Source organism: Streptomyces sp. NPDC014991 (assembly GCF_043080665.1).
Lineage (GTDB): Bacteria > Actinomycetota > Actinomycetes > Streptomycetales > Streptomycetaceae > Streptomyces.
In genome coordinates this window covers 1-25,033 of the sequence record NZ_JBIBVY010000039.1, presented here as the reverse complement: position 1 = coordinate 25,033, position 25,033 = coordinate 1, and the positions used below count along the sequence as shown (strand labels likewise).

Genomic DNA, 25,033 nt, shown 5'->3' with positions numbered 1-25,033 from the left:
TGGCGGTCGACTGGACCGGTGTGCTGCCCGCGGGCGCCGGTGAGACGCACGTGGACCTGCCGACGTATGCCTTCGAGCACCGGCACTACTGGCTGAAGCCGGCTCCGGCGGCGGACGCCGCCTCCCTCGGGCAGGCCCGCGCCGACCACCCCCTGCTCGGCGCGGTCGTCGGCCGGCCCGACTCCGGTGGGTTCATGACGACCTCGCGGTGGTCGTCGCGCTCGCAGCCCTGGTTGGCCGAGTACCTCGTCGGCGACGACGCCGTCCTGGTGCCGAACGCGGCACTGGTCGAACTGGCGGTCCGGCTCGGTGACGAGGCCGGGGTGCCGGTCGTGGCGGAACTGACCGTCGAGCGGCCCGTGGTTCTGCCGGCGCGCGGTGGCCGGGCCGTGCAGACCGTGGTGGGCGAGGCCGACGGCACCGGGCGGCGTACGGTCGAGGTCTACTCGCGTGCCGACGGCTCCGGACTGGACGACGTCTGGACGCGGCACGCGCACGGCACGCTGTCACCCGCCGCTCCCGAGGAGGACGACGACCGGCCGGCCGCCGGGCCCGGTGTCGAGGTGCGCCTCGACGAGGCCGCCGAGGGCGACGCCGACCGGTACGGCGTACACCCCACCCTGCTCGACGCGGCCGTGCGGACGGTGCTGCCCGCCGGCACCCTCGCCGTCACCTGGCGCGGGGTGAGGCTGCGCGCGTCGGGCGCGACCACCGTCACGGTGCGGTCGGCGGGGGAGGGCACCCGGCTGGATCTGACCGACCCGGCCGGGCGGCCCGTGCTGAGCGTCGACGCCGTGCTGTCCGAGCCGTTCGACCCGGCACGTGCCGGGCTCGCCGAGGCACTCACCCAGGACGCGCTGTTCCGCGTCGACTGGACGGAGCTGCCGCTTCCGGCGGGTGACGGGACGCCGTCCGTCGTCACCGTACGGACCGCGCGGGACGTCACCGCCGGTGCGGGCGACGCCGACGTCCTGCTGTACGCGGCCGACCGCGCGGGCGGCGATCCGCGGGCGGCGCTCGCCGCCGCGCTCGCCGTCCTCCAGGCCTGGCTGGCCGAGCCCGCTCTCGAGCGGACCCGGCTGGTCGTGGCGGCCGCAGGCGCCACCACGGACCTTGCCACGGCCGCCGTCCGAGGGCTGCTGCGCTCCGCCCAGTCCGAACACCCCGGCCGCATCGTGCTCGTCGAGGTCGACGGGCCCGGCGACGCCCGGGAAGCCGACGCGGCGGTCCGCGCCGCCCTCCCCGGCCTGCTGGCCTGCGGCGAACCGCTGATACGGATACGGGCCACGGAGGCGTGGGAAACTCCGGTGGCTTCGGGTACTTCGGGTACTTCGGGGGCTTCTGGCGCCGCGGGGGCCGAGGTGCCCAGGCTGGTGCGGGCCGACGTGCCGGCGGGGGAGGGCGACGTTCCGCGGCCGGGCCGCGCGCTCGATCCGGACGGAACCGTCCTGGTCACCGGCGGCACCGGCACGCTGGGCGCGCTGACCGCGCGGCACCTGGTCACCGGCCACGGCGTCCGCCATCTGCTCCTGCTCAGCCGTCGCGGACCCGCTGCCGACGGCGCCGCCGCGCTGTCCGAGGAGCTGACCGCGCTCGGTGCCACCGTCACGCTCGCCGCCTGCGACACCGCCGACCGGGCCCAGCTCGCGGCCGTCCTGGACGCGGTGCCCGCCGCACACCCGCTGACCGCCGTCCTGCACACCGCCGGTGTCCTGGACGACGGCGTGGTCACCGCGCTCACCCCGGAGCGGCTCGACACCGTACTGCGGCCGAAGCTGGACGCGGCCCTGCTGCTGGACGAGCTGACGCGGGACCGCGACCTCGCGGCGTTCGTGCTGTTCTCCTCGGCCGCCAACGTGTTCGGCAACCCCGGACAGGCCAACTACGCCGCCGCCAACGCCTGTCTGGACGCGCTCGCCGGGCACCGCCGTGAACAGGGGCTGCCCGGCGTCTCGCTCGCCTGGGGCCACTGGGAGCGGGCCAGCGGCATGACCCGGCATCTCGGCGCTGCCGACCTGAACCGCAACCGGCGCCTCGGCATGGCCGCGCTGTCCGAGGCCGAGGGCATGGCCCTGCTGGACCTCGCCCTGCGCCCCGGCACCGGGCTGCCCGCGGCCCTGGTGGCCGCGAAGCTGGACCTGCCCGCCCTGCGCGCGGCAGCCCGTACCGCGCCCGTGGCGCCCCTGCTGCGGGGCCTCGCCCCCGCGCCGCGCTCACTGGCCCGCGCCGCCGGTACCGCGGACCAGGGCAGCCTGCGTGACCGCGTCGGCCGGCTGGACCCGGGCGCCCAGCAGGCACTGCTGCTGGACCTGGTCCGGCGCAACGCCGCCGACGTGCTGGGCCACGGCACCGCCGACGCCGTCCGCGCCGACCGGGCCTTCAAGGACGCCGGGTTCGACTCGCTGACCGCGGTGGAGCTGCGCAACCGGCTGGCGACCGCCACCGGTCTCACCCTGCCCTCGGCCGTCGTCTTCGACTACCCGAAGCCCACGGCGCTGGCCGAGCATCTGCGGGCCCGGCTCGCCGGTGACGGCACGGTCGCCGCGCCCGCCGGACCGGCGCCCGCCACGGGCCCGGCCGCGCCCGACGAGCCGATCGCGATCGTCGCGATGGCCTGCCGCTTCCCCGCCGGGGTGCACAGCCCCGAGGACCTGTGGCGGGTCGTGGCCGACGGAGTCGACGCCGTCACCGAGTTCCCCGACGACCGCGGCTGGGACATCGACCGGCTCTACGACACCGATCCCGACAAGGCCGGCACGACCTACGTGCGGCACGGCGCGTTCCTCGACGACGCGCCCGGCTTCGACGCCGCGTTCTTCGGCATCTCCCCGAACGAGGCCCTCGCGATGGACCCGCAGCAGCGGCTGCTGCTGGAGACGTCCTGGGAGGCGTTCGAGCGCGCCGCGATCGATCCGACCGGGCTCGGCGGCCGGGACATCGGGGTCTTCGTCGGCGTCAACAGCCACGACTACACCGTACGGATGCACCACTCGGCCGACGCCGAGGGTTTCCGTCTCACGGGCGGCTCCGGCAGCGTCGTGTCCGGCCGCGTCGCCTACCACTTCGGGTTCGAGGGCCCGGCCGTCACCATCGACACCGCCTGTTCCTCCTCCCTGGTCGCCCTGCACCTGGCGGCCCAGGCGCTGCGCAACGGCGAGTGCTCCATGGCGCTCGCCGGCGGTGTCATGGTGATGGGCAACGTCGAGACGTTCGTCGAGTTCTCCAGGCAGCGGGGTCTGGCCCCGGACGGCCGGTGCAAGGCGTTCGCGGACGGCGCGGACGGCACCGGCTGGTCCGAGGGTGCGGGCGTGCTCCTGGTCGAGCGGCTGTCCGACGCACAGCGGCAGGGCCACCGGGTGCTGGCGGTGCTGCGGGGCAGCGCGGTCAATCAGGACGGCGCCTCCAACGGGCTCACGGCCCCGAACGGGCCGTCGCAGCAGCGTGTGATCCGCAAGGCGCTGGCGAACGCCGGTCTCTCGGTGTCCGAGGTGGACGCCGTGGAGGCGCACGGCACGGGCACGGTCCTCGGTGACCCGATCGAGGCGCAGGCGCTGCTCGCCACCTACGGGCAGGACCGCGAGGAGCCGCTGTGGATCGGGTCGGTGAAGTCCAACCTCGGCCACACCCAGGCGGCGGCCGGTGTCGCCGGCGTCATCAAGATGGTCATGGCGATGCGGCACGGGCTGCTGCCCCGCACCCTGCACGTCGACCAGCCGTCCCGCCACGTGGACTGGTCGGCGGGCGCGGTGGAGGTCCTCACCGAGGCCCGGGCGTGGCCGGAGACCGGCCGCCCGCGCCGCGCCGGCGTCTCCGCCTTCGGCATCGGCGGCACCAACGCCCACCTGGTCCTGGAACAGGCACCCGCACCGGCCGGGCTCCCGGCGGACGGCGCCGCGCCGGCACCGGCGGACAACGCGGCTCAGGCACCGGCGGACCGCGCCGCGCCGACACCGGCGGACCGCGCCGCGCCGACACCGGCGGACCGCGCCGCGCCGACACCGGCGGACCGCGCCGCGCCCGCACCGGCCGACTCCGAGGACGCGGCGGCGCCGGCCGAGGAGGCGGACGCAACGGCCGACGGTCCCCTCCTCTTCCCGGTCTCCGCCCGCACCCCCGCGGGTCTGCGTGGACAGGCAGGCCGGCTCGCGGACTGGGTGGCGGACCGGACCGGGACGCCGCCCGGCGCCACGGCCCATGCGCTCGCCACCACCCGAGCGCACCTCGACCACCGCGCCGTCGTCCTGGCGGCCGACCGGCAGCAGCTCGTCGCCGCCCTGCGCGCGCTCGCCGCCGGCACCGCCGGCACGGACACCGTCACCGGCGGCCCGGCCGACGGCGAACTCGCCTTCCTGTTCACCGGTCAGGGCAGCCAGTGGCCCGGCATGGGCCGCGAACTCGCCGCCGCACAGCCGGTGTTCCGCGACGCATTCGATGCCGCCTGCGCCGCCGTGGAACGGCACCTCGACGGACTCGCCCATCCCCTTAAGGACGTGGTGTTCGCCGAGCCCGGCACCGAACAGGCCGCCCTGCTCGACCAGACCCTCTACACCCAGGCCGCGCTGTTCGCACTGGAGACCGCGCTGTTCCGGCTGTTCGCCTCCTGGGGCGTACGGCCCGGCCTGCTCGCCGGCCACTCGGTCGGTGAGATCGCCGCGGCCCACGCGGCCGGCATCCTGGACCTGGCGGACGCCGGTGAACTCGTCGCCGCCCGCGGCCGGTTGATGCAGGCCCTGCCCGAGGGCGGGGCGATGATCGCCGTCGAGGCCACCGAGGCCGAGGTGGCGCCGCTGCTCGCCCGGACACCCGGCGTCGTCGGGATCTCGGCGGTCAACGGGCCGCGGGCACTGGTCCTGTCCGGCGCCGAGGACGCCGTCCTGGCCGTCGCCGGACGCCTCGCCCAGGACGGCCACCGCACCCGGCGGCTGTCCGTCAGCCACGCCTTCCACTCCGCGCTGATGGAGCCGATGCTCGACGAGCTGCGCGCCGTGGCCGCCCGGCTCCGCTACCGGCCGGGCACCGTGCCGATCGTCTCCACGCTCACCGGCGCACTCGCCACGGACGGGCTGCTCGCCACCCCCGACTACTGGGTGGACCAGGCCCGGCACGCCGTGCGGTTCACCGACGCCGTCACGACCCTGCGCGACCAGGGCGCCGTGACCCACCTCGAACTGGGTCCCGGCGGAGTCCTCAGCGCCATGGTCCTCGGCACGCTCGGACCGGACACCCGGGGCTGTGTCACCACGCTGCGCCGGGACACCCCCGAGGACACCGCCGTCCGTACCGCGCTCGCCGAACTGCACGTACGGGGCGTGCCGGTCGACTGGACCGCCCTCCTCGGCCGTCCCGGGCCGGCCGTCGGCCCCGACCTGCCCACCTACGCCTTCCAGCACCAGCGGTACTGGGTGGAGGGCGACGCCGCCGCCGACGCAGAGGCGCTCGGCGCCCGGGCCGCCGGCCACCCGCTGCTGGGCGGGGTCGTGGAAATCCCCGGCACCCACGGTGGCACCGGCGTCGTCCTCACCGGGCGGCTGTCCGGACATGGCCCCGGCCGCCTCCCCGGCCCGCACGCCGACGGGGACACCACCGTCGCGGCCGCCGTCCTGCTGGACCTGCTGGTCCGGGCCTGCGACGAGGCCGGCGGCGGCACCGCCGAGCGGATCACCGTCGACGCACCCCTCGTCGCCCCCGCGTACGGGCACCTCCAGCTGCGCGCATTCGTGGACGCCCCCGGCCCCGACGGCCGGCGCGGCGTCACCGTGCACAGCCGCCCGGCCGGCCAGGAGGGCGAACCGTGGCTGCGGCACGCCCACGCCACCCTGGTGCCCGGCGTCCCGCAGCACGCGTTCGACCTGCGTACCTGGCCCGCAGAGCCCGCCGAGGTCAGCGCCCTGCCCGGGGTGCGCGGCCTGTGGCGGCAGCCCGGCGAGGTTCTCGCCGACATCGCTCTGCCATCCGAACTCGTCGACGAAGCAGCGGACTTCACGCTGCACCCCGTGCTCGTGGACACGGCCCTGCGGCTCGTGGCCGAGGCCGCCCATGGTGACGCGGACGCCTGCTCTCCGGCCGGGTGCGCCGCCCTCGCCGTGTACGCGGTGGGCGCCACCGAGCTGCGGGTGCGCGTCACCCCCGCCGACGACGGCGGGCACCTGGTGGAGCTGGCCGACCCCGACGGCCGGCCCGTGGCCCTGCTCGGCCCCGTGACGTTCACCCCCACCAGGGACACCGACAACACCGACGACACCGACAACACCGAGGACACCGACAACACCGAGGACACCGACAACACCGAGGACACCGACAACACCGAGGACACCGACAACACCGAGAACTGTGTCCCGGACGCCCTCACGGACTCCGAGGCGGACACCGCGCCCGCCCCGGCCGGGACCCTGGGCACCGCCCCCGCCCGGCGTGTCATCCGCCGCGAACCCGACGCCGACGGCGACGGGCCGGCCGCCCGGCTGGCCGGTCTCGCCGCCGCGGAACAGCGTCGTGTCCTGCTGGACCTCGTCCGGGAGAGCGCCGCCGTCGTGCTCGGCCACCGGGACACGGACGGCTTCGACGAGGGACAGCCGTTCAAGAACCTCGGTTTCGACTCGCTCACCGCGGTCAAACTCCGCAACCGGCTGCACGACTTCACCGGCGTCAGCCTGCCCAGCAGCCTCGTCTTCGACCACCCGACCCCGGCCCTGCTCGCCGACCACCTGCGCGGCGAACTCCTCGGCACCCGCCCCGAGCCGGCCGCCGTCACCCGCCGCGGCGCGGCGGACCCGGACGAGCCCATCGCCATCATCGCCATGAGCAGCCGGCTGCCCGGCGGCGTCAACAGCCCCGAGGACCTCTGGCAGCTCGTCATGGACCGGCGTGACGCCATCTCCGCCTTCCCCGCCGACCGGGACTGGGACATCGACCGGCTCTACCACCCCGACCCGGCCCATCCCGGCACCAGCTACACCCGCGCCGGCGGCTTCCTGCACGACGCCGCCCGGTTCGACGCCCAGCTCTTCGGCATATCGCCGCGTGAGGCGCTGGCGATGGACCCGCAGCAGCGGCTGCTGCTGGAGACCTCCTGGGAGGCCATGGAGCGGGCCGGCATCGACCCCCTGTCCACCCGCGGCCAGGACGTCGGCGTGTTCACCGGCATCGTCCACCACGACTACGTCACCCGGTTGCGCCAGGTGCCCGAGGACGTCCACGGCTACGTCATGACGGGCACGGCGTCCAGCGTGGCCTCGGGCCGGGTGTCGTACGTGTTCGGCTTCGAGGGTCCCGCGGTGACCGTGGACACGGCCTGTTCCTCCTCCCTGGTCGCCATGCACCTGGCCGCCCAGGCCCTGCGCAACGGCGAGTGCTCCCTCGCCCTCGCCGGTGGCGCCACCGTCATGGCCAGCCCGGACGCCTTCCTCGAGTTCTCCCGCCAGCGCGGCCTGTCCGCCGACGGCCGCTGCAAGGCCTACTCCGCCACTGCCGACGGCACCGGCTGGGCCGAGGGCGTCGGCGTGGTGCTCCTGGAGCGGCTGTCGGAGGCCCGCCGCAACGGGCACCGGGTGCTGGCGGTGCTGCGCGGCAGCGCGGTCAACCAGGACGGTGCGTCCAACGGTCTCACCGCCCCGAACGGCCCCTCGCAGCAGCGGGTGATCCGCGGCGCCCTGGCCGCGGCCGGGCTCGGGCCCGCCGACGTGGACGTGGTCGAGGGCCACGGCACGGGCACGACCCTGGGCGACCCGATCGAGGTCCAGGCCCTGCTCGCCACCTACGGCCAGGGCCGCGAACAGCCCTTGTGGCTGGGTTCGTTGAAGTCGAACATCGGGCACACGCAGGCCGCCGCCGGAGTCGCCGGCGTGATCAAGATGGTGGAGGCGCTGCGGCACGGCGTCCTGCCCCCGACCCTGAACGTCACGGAGCCCACCCCGCAGGTGGACTGGTCGGCGGGCGCTGTCGAACTGCTCACCGAGGCCCGCGAATGGACCCGCGACGGCCGGCCGCGCCGGGCCGCGGTGTCCTCGTTCGGGGCGAGCGGCACCAACGCGCACGTCATCCTGGAGGAGGCGCCCGACACCGGTCCGGTGCCCCGGCCGGAGGTGCCCGCCGGCGTCGTTCCGCTGGTGGTGTCGGCCCGCAGCGCGGCCTCGCTCGCGGCCCAGGCCGGGCGCCTGGCGGCGTTCGCCACGGGCACCGACGCGGCCCCGGCCGAGGTCGCGGGGGCGCTCGTCGCCCGGCGGGCCCTGCTGTCCGAGCGGGCCGTGGTCGTCGCCGGTTCCCGTGACGAGGCGGTGGCCGGGCTGGGCGCGCTGGCCCGCGGCGAGAGCAGCCCCCTCGTCGTCAGCGGAACCGTCGCCGGCTCCGGCGGCCCCGGCAGGGCCGTACTGGTCTTCCCCGGTCAGGGTTCGCAGTGGCTGGGCATGGGCCGGGAACTACTCGACTCCTCACCGGTGTTCGCCGAGCGGGTCGAGGAGTGTGCCCGCGCTCTGGAACCCTGGGTGGACTGGGACTTGACGGCCGTGCTGCGCGGCGAGACCGACCTGCTGGCGCGCGTCGACGTCGTACAGCCCGCGAGCTTCGCCGTGAACGTGGCGCTGGCTGCTGTGTGGGCGTCGGTGGGTGTCGTGCCGGACGCGGTGGTGGGGCATTCGCAGGGTGAGATCGCGGCTGCGTGTGTGGCGGGTGCGTTGTCGTTGGAGGATGCGGCGCGGATCGTCGCGGTGCGCAGTCAGGTGATCGCGGGGGAGCTGGCCGGGCGGGGTGGTATGGCCTCGGTGGCCCTGTCCGAGGCGGAAGCGGTTGTCCGTATCGCGCCCTGGGACGGGCGGGTCGAGGTCGCCGCCGTCAACGGCCCCTCGTCGGTGGTGATCGCCGGTGACGCGGAAGCCCTCGACGAGGCGCTGGCCGCGCTGGAGGCCGAGGGTGTGCGGGTGCGCCGGGTCGCGGTGGACTACGCCTCCCATACCCGTCATGTCGAGGCGATCGAGGGGTCGTTGGCGCAGGCGTTCGCGGAGGTCCGCAGTCAGGCGCCGGTGGTGCCGTTCTTCTCGACGGTGACCGGTGAGTGGGTGCGTGAGGCGGGTGTTCTGGACGGTGGTTACTGGTACCGCAACCTGCGGAGCCAGGTGCGTTTCGGACCGGCGATCGCCTCCCTCCTCGCCGAGGGTCACACGGTGTTCGTCGAGTCCAGCGCCCACCCCGTCCTCCTCCAGCCGGTCAACGAGATCTTCGACGAGGCCGCCGACGACAACGTCCGCCTCCGTGCCGTCGCCGCCGGGTCCCTGCGGCGCGAAGAGGGCGGCCTGCGGAGGCTGTTGGCGTCGATGGCCGAGCTGTTCGTCAGGGGCGTGGCGGTCGACTGGACCGGGGTGCTGCCCGACGGTGCCGAGGCCGCCGACGTCGAGCTGCCGACGTACGCCTTCGACCGGCAGCACTTCTGGCTGCGCGAGGCGGAGACCACCACGGACGCCCCGACGGCCGAGGGCGCCGAGACCGACTTCTGGTCCGCCGTCGAACAGGCCGACACCGACTCCCTCGCCGAACTGCTCGACCTGGCCGAGGCCGACCAGCGTGACGCGCTGCGCACGGTCGTCCCGGTACTGGCCGACTGGCGCGGCCGGCGGCGTGAGCGGTCGGCGGCGGAGAAGCTGCGCTACCACGTCACCTGGAGGCCCGTCGACCAGGAGGGCGCCGGTGTCCCGGCCGGCACCTGGCTGGCCGTCGTGCCGGCGGCGGCGCGTACCGGCTCGGTGCCGGCCGAGCTGCTGCGGGAACTCACCGAGCAGGGACTGGACGTCGTCCCGCTGGAGGTCGCCGTGGCCGATGCCACCCGCGACCGGCTCGCCGAGCGTGTGTCAGCCGTCCTCGCCGAGCATCCCGTGGCCGGTGTCCTGTCACTGCTCGCCCTCGACCCGGCCGGCGAGGAGGAAGAGGACGGCCAGGTCGGCCCCCAGGACCCGCTTCCGCTGACGGCGGCCACCGTCGCGCTGGTCCAGGCCCTGGGCGACACCGGGGTCACCCGGCCGCTGTGGTGCCTGACCCGCGGCGCGGTCAACACGGGCATCCAGGACACCGTCACCGCACCGGCCCAGGCGGCCGTCTGGGGCATCGGCCGGGCCGCCGCCCTGGAACGCGGCGACCGCTGGGGCGGGCTGATCGACCTGCCCGCCACCCCCGACAGCCGGACCGTCCGGCATCTGCTCGGCGCGCTCAACGCCGCAGGCGACGACGACCAGCTGGCCGTACGCAGGTCCGGTGTGCACACCCGCAGGCTGCTGCGCAAGACCGCCCCCGACCCGGCCGCCGGCTCCGGCTGGCAGCCCCGTGGCACCGTCCTGGTGACCGGCGGCGCCGAGGGTCTCGGCCGGCACGCCGCCCTGTGGCTCGCCCGCTCCGGTGCCCGCCGGCTCCTCGTCACCACCGCCGCCGCCCCCGGGGACGCCGTCGCCGCACTCCGCGCCGAGGTGACCGCGCTCGGCACCGGCACCACCGTCGGGGCGTGCGCCGACACCGACCGGGCCGCCATCGACCGCCTGCTCGCCGAGACCCCCGGCGACCAGCCGCTCACCGCCGTCGTGCACACCGCCGACATCGCCCGCACCAGCACCGTGGACGACACCGGCGTACCCGAACTCACCGAGGTGTTCGCCGCCAAGGTGGACACCGCCCGATGGCTCGCCGGACGGTTCGCGGACACCCCGCTCGACGCGTTCGTCGTGTTCTCCTCCATCGCCGGCATCTGGGGCGGCGGCGGGCAGGGCCCGTCCGGCGCGGCCAACGCCGTCCTCGACGCCCTCGTGGAATGGCGCCGCGGCCACGGCCACCCCGCCACCGCGATCGCCTGGGGCGCCCTCGACGAGGTCGGCGTCGGCATGGACGAGGACACCCTCACCCAGCTGCGCCGGCGCGGTGTCCTGCCCATGGCCCCGCACATCGCCGTCACCGCCTTCGAGCAGGCCGTCCAGGCCCAGGAGAAGGCCGTCACCGTGGCCGACATGGACTGGGACGCCTTCATCCCGGCGTTCACCTCGGTCCGGCCCAGCCCGCTCTTCGCCGACCTGTCCGAGGCACAGGCCGCCCTGCGGGCCACCCAGCCGGACACCGACGACGGAGACACCACCGCCGGCCTCGTGGAGTCCCTCCGCGACGTCCCCGAGGCCGATCAGAACCGCCTCCTGCTCCGGCTGGTCTGCGGACACGCCGCCACCGTCCTCGGACACAGCGGCGCCGAGAGCATCGGCGCCCTCCAGGCCTTCCAGGAGGTCGGCTTCGACTCGCTCGCCGCCGTCAACCTGCGCAACAGCCTCCACGTGGCGACCGGCCTGCGGCTGCCCGCCACCCTCATCTTCGACTACCCCACGCCGGACGCCCTCGTCGGCTATCTCCGCTCCGAACTGCTGCGGGACGCCGACGACGGGCTCGACGGGCGGGAGGACGACCTCAGGCGAGCCCTCGCCTCCGTCCCCCTCGCCCGGTTCAGGGAAGCCGGCGTCCTGGACACCCTGCTCGGCCTCGTGGACACCGAGGACGCTCCCGCGTCCGAAACGGCGGAACCGGCCGAGGACGACGAGACCCTGATCGACGCCATGGACGTTGCCGACCTCGTGCAGCGTGCTCTGGGCAGGACGAGCTGACCCCATGACAGCGGACGTACCACGGAGGACGGATATGTCGGGCCCGGACGACCAGATCGTCAACGCGCTGCGCGCCTCCCTCAAGGAGAACGCGCGGCTGCAGCAGGAGAACAGCAAACTCGCGGCGGCCGCTGCCGAGCCCATCGCCATCGTCTCCATGGCCTGCCGGTACGCGGGGGGCATCCGCACCCCCGAGGACCTGTGGCGGGTGGTGACCGACGGCACCGACGTCTACACCGCGTTCCCCGAGGACCGCGGCTGGGACCTGGAGGGCCTCTACCACCCCGACCCGGACAACCCCGGCACGACGTACGTCCGCGAAGGCGCCTTCCTCCACGAGGCCGCCGAGTTCGACGCCGCCTTCTTCGGCATCTCCCCGCGCGAGGCCCTCGCCATGGACCCGCAGCAGCGCCAGCTGCTCGAGGTCACCTGGGAGACCTTCGAACGGGCCGGCATCGACCCGCACTCCGTGCGCGGCAGCGACATCGGCGTCTTCGCCGGCATCGTCCACCAGGACTACGCCCCCGACCTCAGCGGCCACGAGGGCTTCCTCAGCCTGGAACGGGCCCTGGGCACCGCGGGCGGTGTCGCCTCCGGCCGCGTCGCCTACACCCTCGGCCTGGAGGGGCCCGCGGTCACCGTCGACACGATGTGCTCGTCCTCTCTCGTCGCCATCCACCTCGCCAGCCAGGCGCTGCGCCGCGGCGAGTGCTCCATGGCGCTCGCCGGCGGCTCCACCGTGATGGCCACCCCCGGCGGCTTCGTCGGCTTCGCCCGCCAGCGCGGTCTCGCCTTCGACGGCCGCTGCAAGTCCTACGCCGCCGCCGCCGACGGCTCCGGCTGGGCCGAGGGCGTCGGTGTCGTCCTCCTCGAGACGCTGTCGCAGGCCCGGGAGCGCGGCCACCGCGTCCTCGCCGTCGTCCGCGGCTCGGCCGTCAACCAGGACGGCGCCTCCAACGGCCTGACCGCCCCCAACGGCCCCTCCCAGCAGCGCGTCATCCGCAAGGCGCTGAGCAGCGCCGGGCTGAGCACCTCCGACATCGACATGGTGGACGGCCACGGCACCGGCACCGTCCTCGGCGACCCCATCGAAGCGCAGGCGATCCTCGCCACCTACGGCCAGGACCGCCCCGCCGGACAGCCGCTGCGGCTGGGCTCCGTGAAGTCGGTCATCGGCCACACCCAGGCCGCCTCCGGCATCGCCGGCGTCATCAACATGGTGCAGGCCATGCGCCACGGCCTGATGCCGGCCAGCCGGCACATCGACGCCCCCACCCCGCAGGTCGACTGGTCGTCCGGTGCCGTGGAACTGCTCACCGAGGCGCAGCAGTGGCCCGAGACCGACCGGCCGCGCCGCGCCGGCGTCTCCGCGTTCGGCGCCAGCGGCACCAACGCCCACCTCATCCTGGAACAGGCCCCCGAGGAGGACGCGCCGGCCGCCGCCGTCACCCCGGGCGGTGCCGTGCCGCTGGTGGTGTCGGCGGCCTCCGCCGCGTCGCTCACCGGCCAGGCCGGCCGCCTCGCCGCCTTCCTGGACGGCACGGACACCCCCCTGGCGGACATCGCGGGCACCCTCGCCACCCGGCGCGCGGTGCTCGGCGAACGCGCCGTCGTCGTCGCGGAGACCCGCGACGAGGCACTGGCCGCGCTGACCGCCCTCGCCCGCGACGAGCAGGCCCCCGGAACGGTCCGGGGTACCGCGGGCGCCGCCGGGGCCGGCAAGACCGTCCTGGTCTTCCCCGGCCAGGGCACCCAGTGGATCGGCATGGGCCGTGAACTCCTCGACACCTCCCCGGTGTTCGCCGAGCGGATCGAGGAGTGCGCCCGGGCCCTGGACCGCTGGGTGGACTGGGACCTGAAGGCCGTGCTGCGCGGCGACGCCGACAGCGGCCTGCTGACCCGCGTGGACGTGGTGCAGCCCGCGAGCTTCGCCGTCATGGTCGGCCTGGCCGCCGTCTGGGCGTCCGTGGGCGTCGTACCGGACGCGGTGGTGGGCCACTCGCAGGGCGAGATCGCCGCCGCCTGCGTCGCCGGCGCCCTCACGCTGGACGAGGCCGCCCGCATCGTCGCCGTCCGCAGCCAGGTCATCCGCGGCCGGCTCGCCGGACTGGGCGGCATGGCCTCCGTCGCGCTCACCGAGGACGACGTCACCGCCCGGCTGGAGCGGTGGGCCGGCCGGGTCGAGGTGGCCGCCGTCAACGGGCCGGCCTCCGTCGTGATCGCCGGTGACGCCGAGGCCCTCGACGAGGTCCTGGACACCCTGGAGGACCAGGGCGTACGGGTACGGCGCATCGCCGTGGACTACGCCTCGCACAGCCGGCACGTCCAGACAGTGCAGGAAGCCCTCACCGAGGCCTTCGCGGACATCCGCGGCCAGGCCCCCGCCATCCCGTTCCTGTCCACCGTCACCGGCGAGTGGGTCCGCGACGCGGGCGTCCTGGACGGCGGCTACTGGTACCGCAACCTGCGCCGGCAGGTCCGTTTCGGCCCCGCCGTCGCCACCCTCCTCGCCGAGGGCCACACGGTGTTCGTCGAGTCCAGCGCCCACCCCGTCCTCGTCCAGCCGGTCACCGAGATCGCCGACGCCGCCGACGCCGTGGTCACCGGCTCCCTGCGCCGTGACGACGGCGGCCTGCGCCGCCTGCTCACCTCGATGGCCGAGGTCTTCGCCGGCGGCGTCGCCGTCGACTGGAAGGGCGTCCTGCCCGAAGGCGCCCGCACCGCCCACGTCGACCTGCCGACGTACGCCTTCGACCGCCGCCGCTACTGGATCCAGCTCACCCCCGACGGCGGCGACGCCGCCTCCCTCGGCGTGACCGGCACCGACCATCCGCTGCTCGGCGCGATGGTGCCGCTGCCGCAGACCGACGGACTCGTCCTCACCTCCCGGCTCTCCCTGCGCACCCACCCCTGGCTGGCCGACCACGCCATGCAGGGCGTCGTCATCGTCCCGGGCACCGTCTACGTCGACCTGGCGGTGCGCGCCGGCGACGAGTTCGGCTGCGGCACCCTGGAGGAACTCGTCATCGAGGCGCCACTGGTGCTGCCCGAGCAGGGCGGCGTCCGCGTCCAGGTCGCCGTCGGCGGCCCCACCACGAACGGCGCGCGCACCGTCGACGTGTACTCGCTGCGCGAGGACGCCGGCGAGGACGGGCACGGCGAGTGGACCCGGCACGCCACCGGCCTGCTCTCCAGCGCGCCCGCCCGGTTCACGGCGCCCGCCGCCGACTTCACCGCCTGGCCGCCGCCCGGCGCCGAACCCGTCGCCCTCGACGACTTCTACACCGACCTCGTCGCCCGCGGCTACGCCTACGGCCCCGCCTTCCAGGGACTGCGCGGCGTGTGGCGGCGCGGCGAGGAACTCTTCGCCGAGGCGGCCCTGCCGCAGGACCACCGGGAGAACGCCGACAAGTTCGCCATCCACCCGGCGCTCCTCGACGCCGCCCTGCACACCAACGCCTTCGCCGACCCGGACGACGACCGCAACGTCCTGCCGTTCGCCTGGAACGGCCTCGTCCTGCACGCCGAGGGCGCCTCCGCCCTGCGGGTGAGGGTGGCGCCCGCCGGACCCGACGCCCTGTCGTTCCAGGCCGCCGACGAGACCGGCGACCTGGTGCTCACCATGGACTCCCTGGTGTCCCTGCCGGTCTCCGCCGAACAGCTCGGCGCCGCGGCCGGCGGGAACCAGGACGCCCTGTTCGCCGTCGACTGGGTGCCGCTGCCCGCCGCCGAGGGCGTCACCGCCGCGCCCACCTGGGTGCCGGCCGCCGACGCCGACGCCGTGCGCGCCCTGGCCGACCGCGAGAGCGTGCCCGCCGCGGCGATCCTGGACGCCTGCAGCGACGGCGCCGACGCCCAGACCCTGACCTGCCGCGTCCTGGAGGTCCTCCAGGCCTGGCTGACCACGCCCGGCCTCGAAGCGGCCCGCCTGGTGGTCGCCACCCGGGGAGCGGTGCCCGCCGGCGGCGACGCCACCGTCACCGACCCGGCCGGCGCGGCCGTGTGGGGCCTCGTCCGCGCCGCCCAGGCCGAGAACCCCGACCGGGTGGTCCTGGCCGACCTGGACCCGGCCACCGCCACCGGGGCCGGCCCCGTCCTCGCGCGGCTCCTCGCCACCGGCGAACCGCAGCTCGCCGTCCGCGGCACCACCCTGTCGGCACCCCGTCTGGTCCGCGCGGACCAGACGGACACCACCACCGCCGGCCCCGCCGGTGCGACGGACACCGCCACCGACGCCGCGGCCCCCGCCGCCGGGCCCGCGCCCGCGTTCGACCCCGACGGCACCGTCCTGATCACCGGCGGTACCGGCTCGCTCGGCGCGCTCGTCGCCCGGCACCTGGTCCAGCGGCACGGCGTGCGCCACCTGGTGCTGGCCGGCCGGCGCGGCCCCGACGCCGCCGGTGCCGCCGGCCTGACGGCCGATCTGACCGGCCTCGGCGCGGACGTCTCCGTCGTCGCCTGCGACGTCTCCGACCGGGACGCCGTCGCCGCGCTGCTGCGCGACCTGCCGGCCGAGCACCCGCTGACCGCTCTGGTGCATCTCGCCGGCATCCTCGACGACGGCGTGATCAGCGCGCTCACCGAGGAACGGATCGCCGGGGTCTTCGCCCCCAAGGCCACCGCCGTACGGCACCTGGACGAGCTGACCCGGGAACTCGCGCCCGCCCTGCGCTCGTTCGTGGTGTTCTCCTCCGCCGCCGCCCTCCTCGGCTCCGCCGGCCAGGGCAACTACGCGGCTGCCAACGCCTTCCTGGACGCCCTCATGGCCCACCGCCGCGCGGCCGGGCTGCCCGGCGTCTCCCTGGCCTGGGGCCTGTGGGAGCAGAGCGCCGGCCTCACGGCGCACCTCAGCGAGACCGACCAGGCCCGCATGAGCCGCGGCGGCGTCCTCGCGCTCACCGCCGACGAGGGGCTCGCCCTCCTCGACACCGGCCTGCACACCGACCGGGCCCTGCTCGTCCCCATCAAGCTGGACCTGCGCGCGCTGCGCTCCGACGCGGCCTCCGGCGGCACCGTGCCGCACCTGCTGCGCGGCCTGGTCCGCGCGGGCCGGCGCTCCGCGCGGGCCGCCGCCGGCGACGGCAGCGCTCTCCTGCGCCGCCTCGCCCCTCTCGCCGAGGCCGAGCAGGAAGCCGTCCTGCTGGGCGTCATCCAGGCCGAGGCCACCGCCGTCCTGGGCTTCAGCGGTCCCGAACTCGCCCAGGGCACCCGCGGGTTCGGCGACATCGGGTTCGACTCGCTCACCGCGATCGAACTGCGCAACCGGCTGTCCGCCGCCACCGGCGTCAAGCTGCCCGCCACGCTCATCTTCGACTACCCCACCCCGGTGGCGCTCGCCCGCCACCTGCGCGAGGAACTGGGCGAGAGCGCGGCCGGCGCCGCCGCCCCCACGGTCGTCGCCACCGACCCCGACGAGCCCATCGCCATCGTTGGCATGGCCTGCCGGCTGCCGGGCGGTGTCACCGACCCGGCCGGCCTGTGGCGGCTGGTCCTCGACCGCCGCGAGGGCATGACCGGCTTCCCCGACGACCGCGGCTGGAACCTGGACGAGCTGTTCGACGCCGACCCCGACAAGGCCGGCACCTCCTACGTCCACAAGAGCGGGTTCCTCCAGGGTGCCGCCGACTTCGACGCCGACTTCTTCGGCATCTCCCCCCGTGAGGCGCTGGCCATGGACCCCCAGCAGCGGCTGCTGCTGGAGGCGACCTGGGAGGCCCTGGAGAACGCCGGCATCGACCCCGGCTCCACCCGCGGCGCCGACATCGGCGTCTTCTCCGGCGTCTCCATCCACGACTACCTGGAGTCCCTCAGCAACATGCCCCCCGAGCTGGAGGGCTACGTCACCACCGCGACCGCGGGCAGCGTCGCCTCGGGCCGGGTGTCGTACGTCTTCGGCTTCGAGGGTCCCGCGGTCACCGTCGACACCGCCTGTTCCTCCTCGCTCGTCGCCATGCACCTGGCGGCCCAGGCGCTGCGGCAGGGCGAGTGCTCGCTGGCGCTGGCCGGCGGCGTCGCCGTGATGGGCTCACCGATCGGCGTGCTCGGCATGTCCCGTCAGCGCGGCCTCGCCGCGGACGGCCGGGTCAAGGCGTTCTCCGCGGGCGCCGACGGCACCGTCCTGTCCGAGGGCGTGGGCATCGTCGTCCTGGAACGCCTGTCGGAGGCCCGCCGCAAGGGGCACCAGGTGCTGGCGGTGCTGCGCGGCAGCGCGGTCAACCAGGACGGCGCGTCCAACGGCCTCACCGCCCCGAACGGCCCCTCTCAGCAACGTGTCATCCGCAGGGCGCTGGCGGCCGCCGGACTGGCCGCCCGGGACGTGGACGCCGTGGAGGCGCACGGCACCGGCACGGCGCTCGGCGACCCGATCGAGGCGCAGGCCCTGCTCGCCACCTACGGCCGGGACCGTGAACAGCCGCTGTGGCTGGGCTCGTTGAAGTCCAACATCGGGCACACGCAGGCCGCCGCCGGTGTCGCCGGGGTCATCAAGATGGTGGAGGCGCTGCGCCACGGCGTCCTGCCGCCCACCCTCAACGTCACCGAGCCCACCCCGCAGGTCGACTGGTCGGCCGGGGCCGTCGAGCTGCTGACCGAGGCCAGGGACTGGCCCGAGTCCGGCCGTCCGCGCCGGGCCGGTGTCTCCTCCTTCGGCATCAGCGGCACCAACGCGCACCTCATCCTGGAACAGGCACCCGAGGAGCCCGCCGCGGAACCGGCGGCCGCGGCCGACGGCCCGGTGCCGCTGGTGGTGTCGGCGGCCTCCGAGGGCTCACTGGCCGGCCAGGCGGAACGGCTCGCCGCGTACACCGCGGGCACCGACGCGCCGCTCGCGGACATCGCGGGCGCTCTCGTCACGCGCCGGGCCGCGCTGTCCGAGCGGGCCGTGGTGGTCGCCGGGTCCCGCGCGGAGGCGGTGGCCGGACTGGGCGCGCTGGCCCGGGGCGAGTCGGCCGCCGGGCTGGTGACCGGCGGTGCGGGCGCCACCGGGCGGACGGTACTGGTCTTCCCCGGCCAGGGCTCGCAGTGGACCGGCATGGGCCGGGAACTGCTGGAGACCTCAACCGTGTTCGCCGAAAGGATCGAGGAGTGTGCCCGGGCCCTGGAACCCTGGACCGACTGGGACCTGAAGGCGGTGCTGCGCGGCGAGGCCGACGCGGCTCTCGTCGCCCGCGTCGACGTCGTCCAGCCGGCGAGCTTCGCGGTGATGATCGCCCTGGCGGCCGTGTGGGCGTCCGTGGGTGTCGTACCGGACGCGGTGGTCGGCCACTCGCAGGGCGAGATCGCCGCCGCGTGCGTGGCCGGAGCGCTGTCGCTGGACGACGCGGCCCGGATCGTCGCCGTACGCAGCCGCGTCATCGCCGGTGAACTGGCGGGCCGGGGTGGCATGGCCTCCGTGGCGCTGCCCGAGGCCGACGCCGCCGGCCGGATCGCCGCGTGGGACGGCCGGGTCGAGGTCGCCGCCGTCAACAGCCCCTCGTCGGTGGTCATCGCCGGCGACGCCGAGGCCCTGGACGAGGCGCTGGCCACGCTGGAGGCCGACGGCGTGCGCGTCCGACGCGTCGCCGTGGACTACGCCTCCCACACCCGGCACGTCGAAGCCATCGAGAACACGCTCGCCGAGGCGCTCGCCGAGGTACGCGGGCAGGCGCCGCTGGTGCCCTTCCTCTCCACGGTGACCGGTGACTGGGTGCGCGAGGCGGGCGTCCTCGACGGCGGCTACTGGTACCGCAACCTGCGGCAGCAGGTCCGCTTCGGACCGGCGATCGCCGCCCTCCTCGCCGAGGGCCACACGGTGTTCGTCGAGTCCAGCGCCCACCCCGTCCTCGTCCAGCCGGTCAACGAGATCACCGACGACACCCGGGCCGACGCGGTCACCACCGGCTCCCTGCGCCGCGAGGAGGGCGGCCTGCGCCGGCTGCTCACCTCGATGGCCGAAATCTTCGTCAAGGGCGTCCCGGTCGACTGGACCGGTGTGCTGCCCGAGGGCACCGGTGCCGGCCACGTGGACCTGCCGACGTACGCCTTCGACCACCGCCCCTACTGGCTGAAGACCGCTCCGGCCACGGACGCCGCCTCGCTCGGACAGGCCGCGGCCGACCACCCCCTGCTGGGCGCGGTCGTCCCGCTGCCCCAGTCGGACGGGCTGGTCCTCACCTCCCGCCTCTCCCTGCGCACCCACCCCTGGCTGGCCGACCACGTCGTCGGCGGGGCGGTCGTCGTCCCGGCCACGGCCCTGGTGGAACTGGCCCTGCGCGCCGGCGACGAGACCGGCACCGCCACCCTGGACGAGCTGACGGTCGAGACACCGCTGCTCCTGCCGGAGGACGGCGGCATACGCGTCCAGGTCGCCGTCGGCGGCCCCGACGAGACCGGCGCGCGGACCGTCGACGTCTACGCGGCCGGTGAGGACCCCGAGGCCGGCGCCTGGACCCGGCACGCCACCGGGCGGCTCTCGCACGCCCCGCTCACCACGCCGAGCGCGAGCGCCGACCTGACGCTGTGGCCGCCGACCGGCGCCCGCCCGGCCGACATCGACGAGTTCTACGACGACCTGCTCCGCCTCGGCCACCCCTTCGGCCCCGCCTTCCGGGGCGTACGGACGCTGTGGCGGCGCGGCGACGAGGTCTTCGCCGAGGTGGCCCTGCCCGAGGAGCAGCGCGCGGGCGCCGAGCGGTTCGGCATCCACCCCGCGCTCCTCGACGCCTCCGTGCAGTCCGGGCTGCGGCACGCGGCCACGGCCGACCCGGACGGCGGCGGGCAGCGGCTGTGGCAGCCCGCCGCCTGGCAGGGGCTCACCCTGCACGCCACCGGCGCGACCACGCTGCGCGTGCGGCTCGCCCCCTCCGGGGACGGGCGCCTGTCGCTGGAGGCCGCGGACGGCACGGGCGGCCCGGTCGTCACCCTGGACGCGCTGGGCTTCCTGCCGGTCGCCGCCGACCAGCTGGCAGCGGCCCCGGCCGACGGCAGCCACTCCCTCTACCGCGTGGACTGGGCGGACCTGCCCGCACCCGATGCCGAGGCGCAGCTGGTGCCGCAGTGGGTGCCGCTGTTCCACGCGGACGAGGTCGGCATCCTCGCCGGCGCGGTGACCGGCCCCATGGTCGCCGTGGTCGAGGCCGTCACCCCCGACAGCACCGCCGAGGGCACCGCGGACGGCGCGCTGTCCCTCACCAGCCGGATGCTGGCCATGCTCCAGGCGTGGTTCGCCGCACCCAGCCTGGAGGAGTCCCGGCTGGTGGTCCTGACCCGGGGGGCCGTTCCCGCCGGCGGCGACACCGCGGTGACGGACCCGGCCGGCGCGGCGGTCTGGGGCCTGGTCCGCGCGGCGCAGGCCGAGAACCCGGGCCGGATCGTCCTGATCGACACGGACACCGACCCCGACATCGCCTACGGCACCACTGTCGAACCGCTCCTCGCCACCGTCCTGGCCTCCGGGGAACCGCAGGTGGCGGTGCGTGGTACGGCGCTGTCGGTGCCGCGCCTGGTCCGGGCGGAAACGTCCCAGGGAGAGCCGTCCGGCGGTGAGCCGACCGTGGCGTTCCGTCCGCAGGGCACGGTGCTGGTCACGGGCGGTACCGGTTCACTCGGTGCGTTGGTCGCCCGTCATCTGGTCGTACGTCACGGGGTGCGGCATCTGGTGCTGGCCAGCCGGCGGGGCACGGAAGCCGGGGGTGCCACGGAACTGGTGGCCGAACTGACAGGCCTGGGCGCCGAATCGGTGTCCGTGGTGGCCGCCGACGTCTCCGACCGTACGCAGGTGGCGCGACTGCTGGAGTCGATCCCGGCGGAGCATCCGCTGACGGGTGTGGTGCACACGGCCGGCGTCCTGGACGACGGCGTGATCGGCGCCCTCACCCCGCAACGGATGGCAGGCGTCTTCGCGCCCAAGGCCGACGCCGCCGCCCACCTGGACGAGCTGACCCGCGCCCTGGACCTGACCGCGTTCGCCGTCTACTCCTCCGGCGCCGGCCTGTTCGGCTCGGCCGGCCAGGGCAACTACGCCGCCGCCAACGCCTACCTCGACGGCCTGATGGCCCGCCGCCGCGCCGCCGGCCTGCCCGCGGTGTCCCTGGCCTGGGGCCTGTGGGAGCAGAGCACCGGCCTGACCGCCCACCTCGGCGAAGCCGACCAGGCCCGCATGAGCCGGGGCGGCGTCCGCGCCCTGACCCCCGACGAGGGCCTCGCCCTCTTCGACGCGGCCCTCGGCGCCGGCCAGGCCCTCCTGGTCCCCGTCAAGCTGGACCTGCGGGCCGCCCGCGCCGACGCCGCCTCCGGCGGCACCGTGCAGCCCCTGATGCGCGGCCTGATCCGCGTCACCCGGCAGGCGGCCCGGACGGCCGCCGCGGACCGCACCGGCGGCGGCCTGGCCGACCGGCTCGCCGGACTCGGCCCGGACGAGCAGGAGGCGCTGCTCCTCGACGTCGTCCGCGGCCAGGTCGCGGCCGTCCTCGGCCACGCGGGCGCCGACCAGGTCAGGGCGGAGAAGGCGTTCAAGGACGCCGGCTTCGACTCCCTCACCTCGGTCGAACTGCGCAACCGCGTCCGCGAGGCCACCGGCCTGACCCTGCCGACCACCGTCGTCTTCGACTACCCGACCCCGCTCGCCCTCGCCCGCCATCTGCACAGCCACTTCGGCCACGTCACCGCGGCACCCGCCGGCCCGGAACCCGCCGTCGCCGCGGCCGACCCGGGCGAGCCGATCGCGATCGTCGGCATGGCGTGCCGGCTGCCCGGTGGTGTCACCAGCCCCGAGGGCCTCTGGCAGCTGGTGGCGGAGGGCCGGGACGCGATGTCCGGCTTCCCGTCCGACCGCGGCTGGGACCTGGAGGGCCTGTTCGACTCCGACCCCGGACGCGTCGGGACCTCGTACGTCGACCAGGGCGGCTTCCTCCACGACGCCGGCCTGTTCGACGCGGGCTTCTTCGGCATCTCGCCGCGCGAGGCGCTGGCCATGGACCCGCAGCAGCGGCTGCTGCTGGAGACGTCCTGGGAGGCGCTGGAGCGGGCGGGCATCGATCCCACCTCCCTGAAGGGCGCCGACGTCGGCGTGTTCTCCGGCGTGATGACCCAGGGCTACGGCTTCGGCGGCGAACTCCCGCCGGAACTGGCCGGGTTCACCGCGACCGGCTCCGCGGGCAGCGTGGCCTCCGGCCGGGTGTCGTACGTCTTCGGTCTCGAGGGCCCCGCCGTGACCGTGGACACCGCGTGCTCCTCGTCCCTGGTCGCCCTGCACCTCGCCGCGCAGGCCCTGCGCAACGGCGAGTGCTCCATGGCCCTCGCCGGCGGCGCGACCATCCTCGCCAACCCGTACACCTTCGTGGAGTTCTCCCGTCAGCAGGCACTCTCGCCCGACGGCCGCTGCAAGGCCTTCGCGGACGGCGCGGACGGCACGGGCTGGGCCGAGGGCGCGGGTGTCCTCGTGCTGGAACGGCTGTCGGAGGCACGCCGCAAGGGCCACCGGGTGCTGGCGGTCGTCCGCGGCAGCGCGGTCAACCAGGACGGCGCCTCCAACGGGCTCACGGCCCCGAACGGGCCGTCGCAGCAGCGTGTGATCCGCAAGGCGCTCGCGAGCGCCGGTCTCTCGGTGTCCGAGGTGGACGCCGTGGAGGCGCACGGCACGGGCACGGTCCTCGGTGACCCGATCGAGGCGCAGGCGCTGCTCGCCACCTACGGGCAGGACCGCGAGGAGCCGCTGTGGATCGGGTCTGTGAAGTCCAACCTCGGCCACGCCCAGGCGGCGGCCGGTGTCGCCGGCGTCATCAAGACCGTCGAGGCACTGCGGCACGCGGTGCTGCCCCCCACACTCCACGTCGACCAGCCGTCGACCGAGGTCGACTGGTCGGCGGGCGCGGTGGAGGTCCTCACCGAGGCCCGGGCCTGGCCGGAGACCGGCCGCCCGCGCCGCGCCGGCGTCTCCGCCTTCGGCGTCAGCGGCACCAACGCCCACGTCATCCTGGAACAGGCACCCGAGGACGAGCCGGCCGCGAAGCCGGTAACCCCTGCCGACGGTGTGCTGCCGCTGGTGGTCTCGGCCCGCAGCGCCGACGCGCTGGCCGGGCAGGCCGGCCGGCTCGCCGAGTTCGTCGGCGGCACCGACGCCCCGAGGGCGGCCGTCGCCGGAGCCCTCGTCTCCCGGCGGGCCGTGCTCACCGAACGGGCCGTGGTCGTCGCCGGCTCGCGCGAGGAAGCGGTGACCGGACTCGCGGCACTGGCGGCCGGCGAGTCGTCGCCGGTCGTGGTCACGGGCACGGAGAGCAGCGGTGGCACGGTCATCGTGTTTCCCGGCCAGGGCTCCCAGCGGCTGGGCATGGGCCGCGAGTTGTACGACCGTTACCCGGTGTTCGCCCGCGCCTTCGACGACGCCTGCGCCGCACTCGACGCACAGCTGGCCGGCTGGGCCGACCACCCCGTCAAGGACGTGGTGTTCGGCGAGGTCGGCAACGCCGGCGGCGGCCTGCTGGACCAGACCATCTTCACCCAGGCGGGTCTGTTCGCCGTTGAGTCGGCCCTGTTCCGGCTCGTGGAGTCCTGGGGCGTACGACCGGACGTGGTGGCCGGGCACTCGATCGGCGAGGTCGTCGCCGCGCATGTCGCCGGGGTGCTGTCGCTGACGGACGCGGCCGCGCTGGTCGCCGCCCGCGGCCGCCTGATGCAGGCCCTGGCACCGGTCGGCGCGATGGTGGCGGTCGCCGCGAGCGAGGCGGAGATCGCCGGGCACCTGGGCGCGGGCGTGGACATGGCCGCGGTGAACGCTCCCGGCTCGGTCGTGCTCTCCGGTGACGAGGAAGCCGTCGTGACCCTCGCCGAGGAGCTGCGCGAACAGGGCCGCAGGGTCAAGCGGCTGACCGTCTCGCACGCCTTCCACTCGGCGCTGATGGAGCCGATGCTCGCCGACTTCACCGCCGCCCTGTCGGGGCTGACGTGGCACGAACCCACCCTCCCCGTCGTGTCCAATGTGACGGGCCGGCTCGCCGAGCCCGGCCGGCTGAGCGATCCCGCCTACTGGGTGGAGCACGTCCGTCGCCCGGTCCGCTTCGCCGACGGCATCGCCGCGTCGGGCGGTTCGGTCTTCCTGGAACTCGGCCCCGGCGGCACCCTGACCGGCGCGATCGCGCAGTCGGCCGGCGACGACGCGGTCAGCGTGCCCGCCCTGCGCGACGACCGAGGCGAGACGCAGACCCTCCTGCTGTCCGTCGCGGAGCTGTTCGTGCGCGGCACGAAGGTGGACTGGACGGCCGTCCTTCCCGAGGGTGCCGCCGACGCCCACGTGGACCTGCCGACGTACGCCTTCGACCACCGTCACTACTGGCTGCGGATGGCTCCCGCCACCGACGCGGTCGCCCTGGGCCAGAGCACGGCGGACCACCCGCTGCTCGGCGCGGTGGTGGCGGTGCCGGAGACCGGCGGGGTGCTGTTCACCT

At 75.5% G+C, this 25,033-nt stretch carries 2 protein-coding genes; both read left to right on the top strand.

The window, feature by feature from the left end; all coding sequences use genetic code 11:
• Nucleotides 1-11,615 (top strand): type I polyketide synthase (locus tag ACF1BE_RS34285; protein ID WP_392202898.1); only part of this gene is annotated, 11,615 nt, incomplete at its 5' end.
• A 34-nt stretch (nucleotides 11,616-11,649) separates the two neighbouring features.
• Nucleotides 11,650-25,033, top strand: a 13,384-nt coding sequence (locus tag ACF1BE_RS34280; protein WP_392202897.1) for an SDR family NAD(P)-dependent oxidoreductase, incomplete at its 3' end; no start/stop codon positions are given.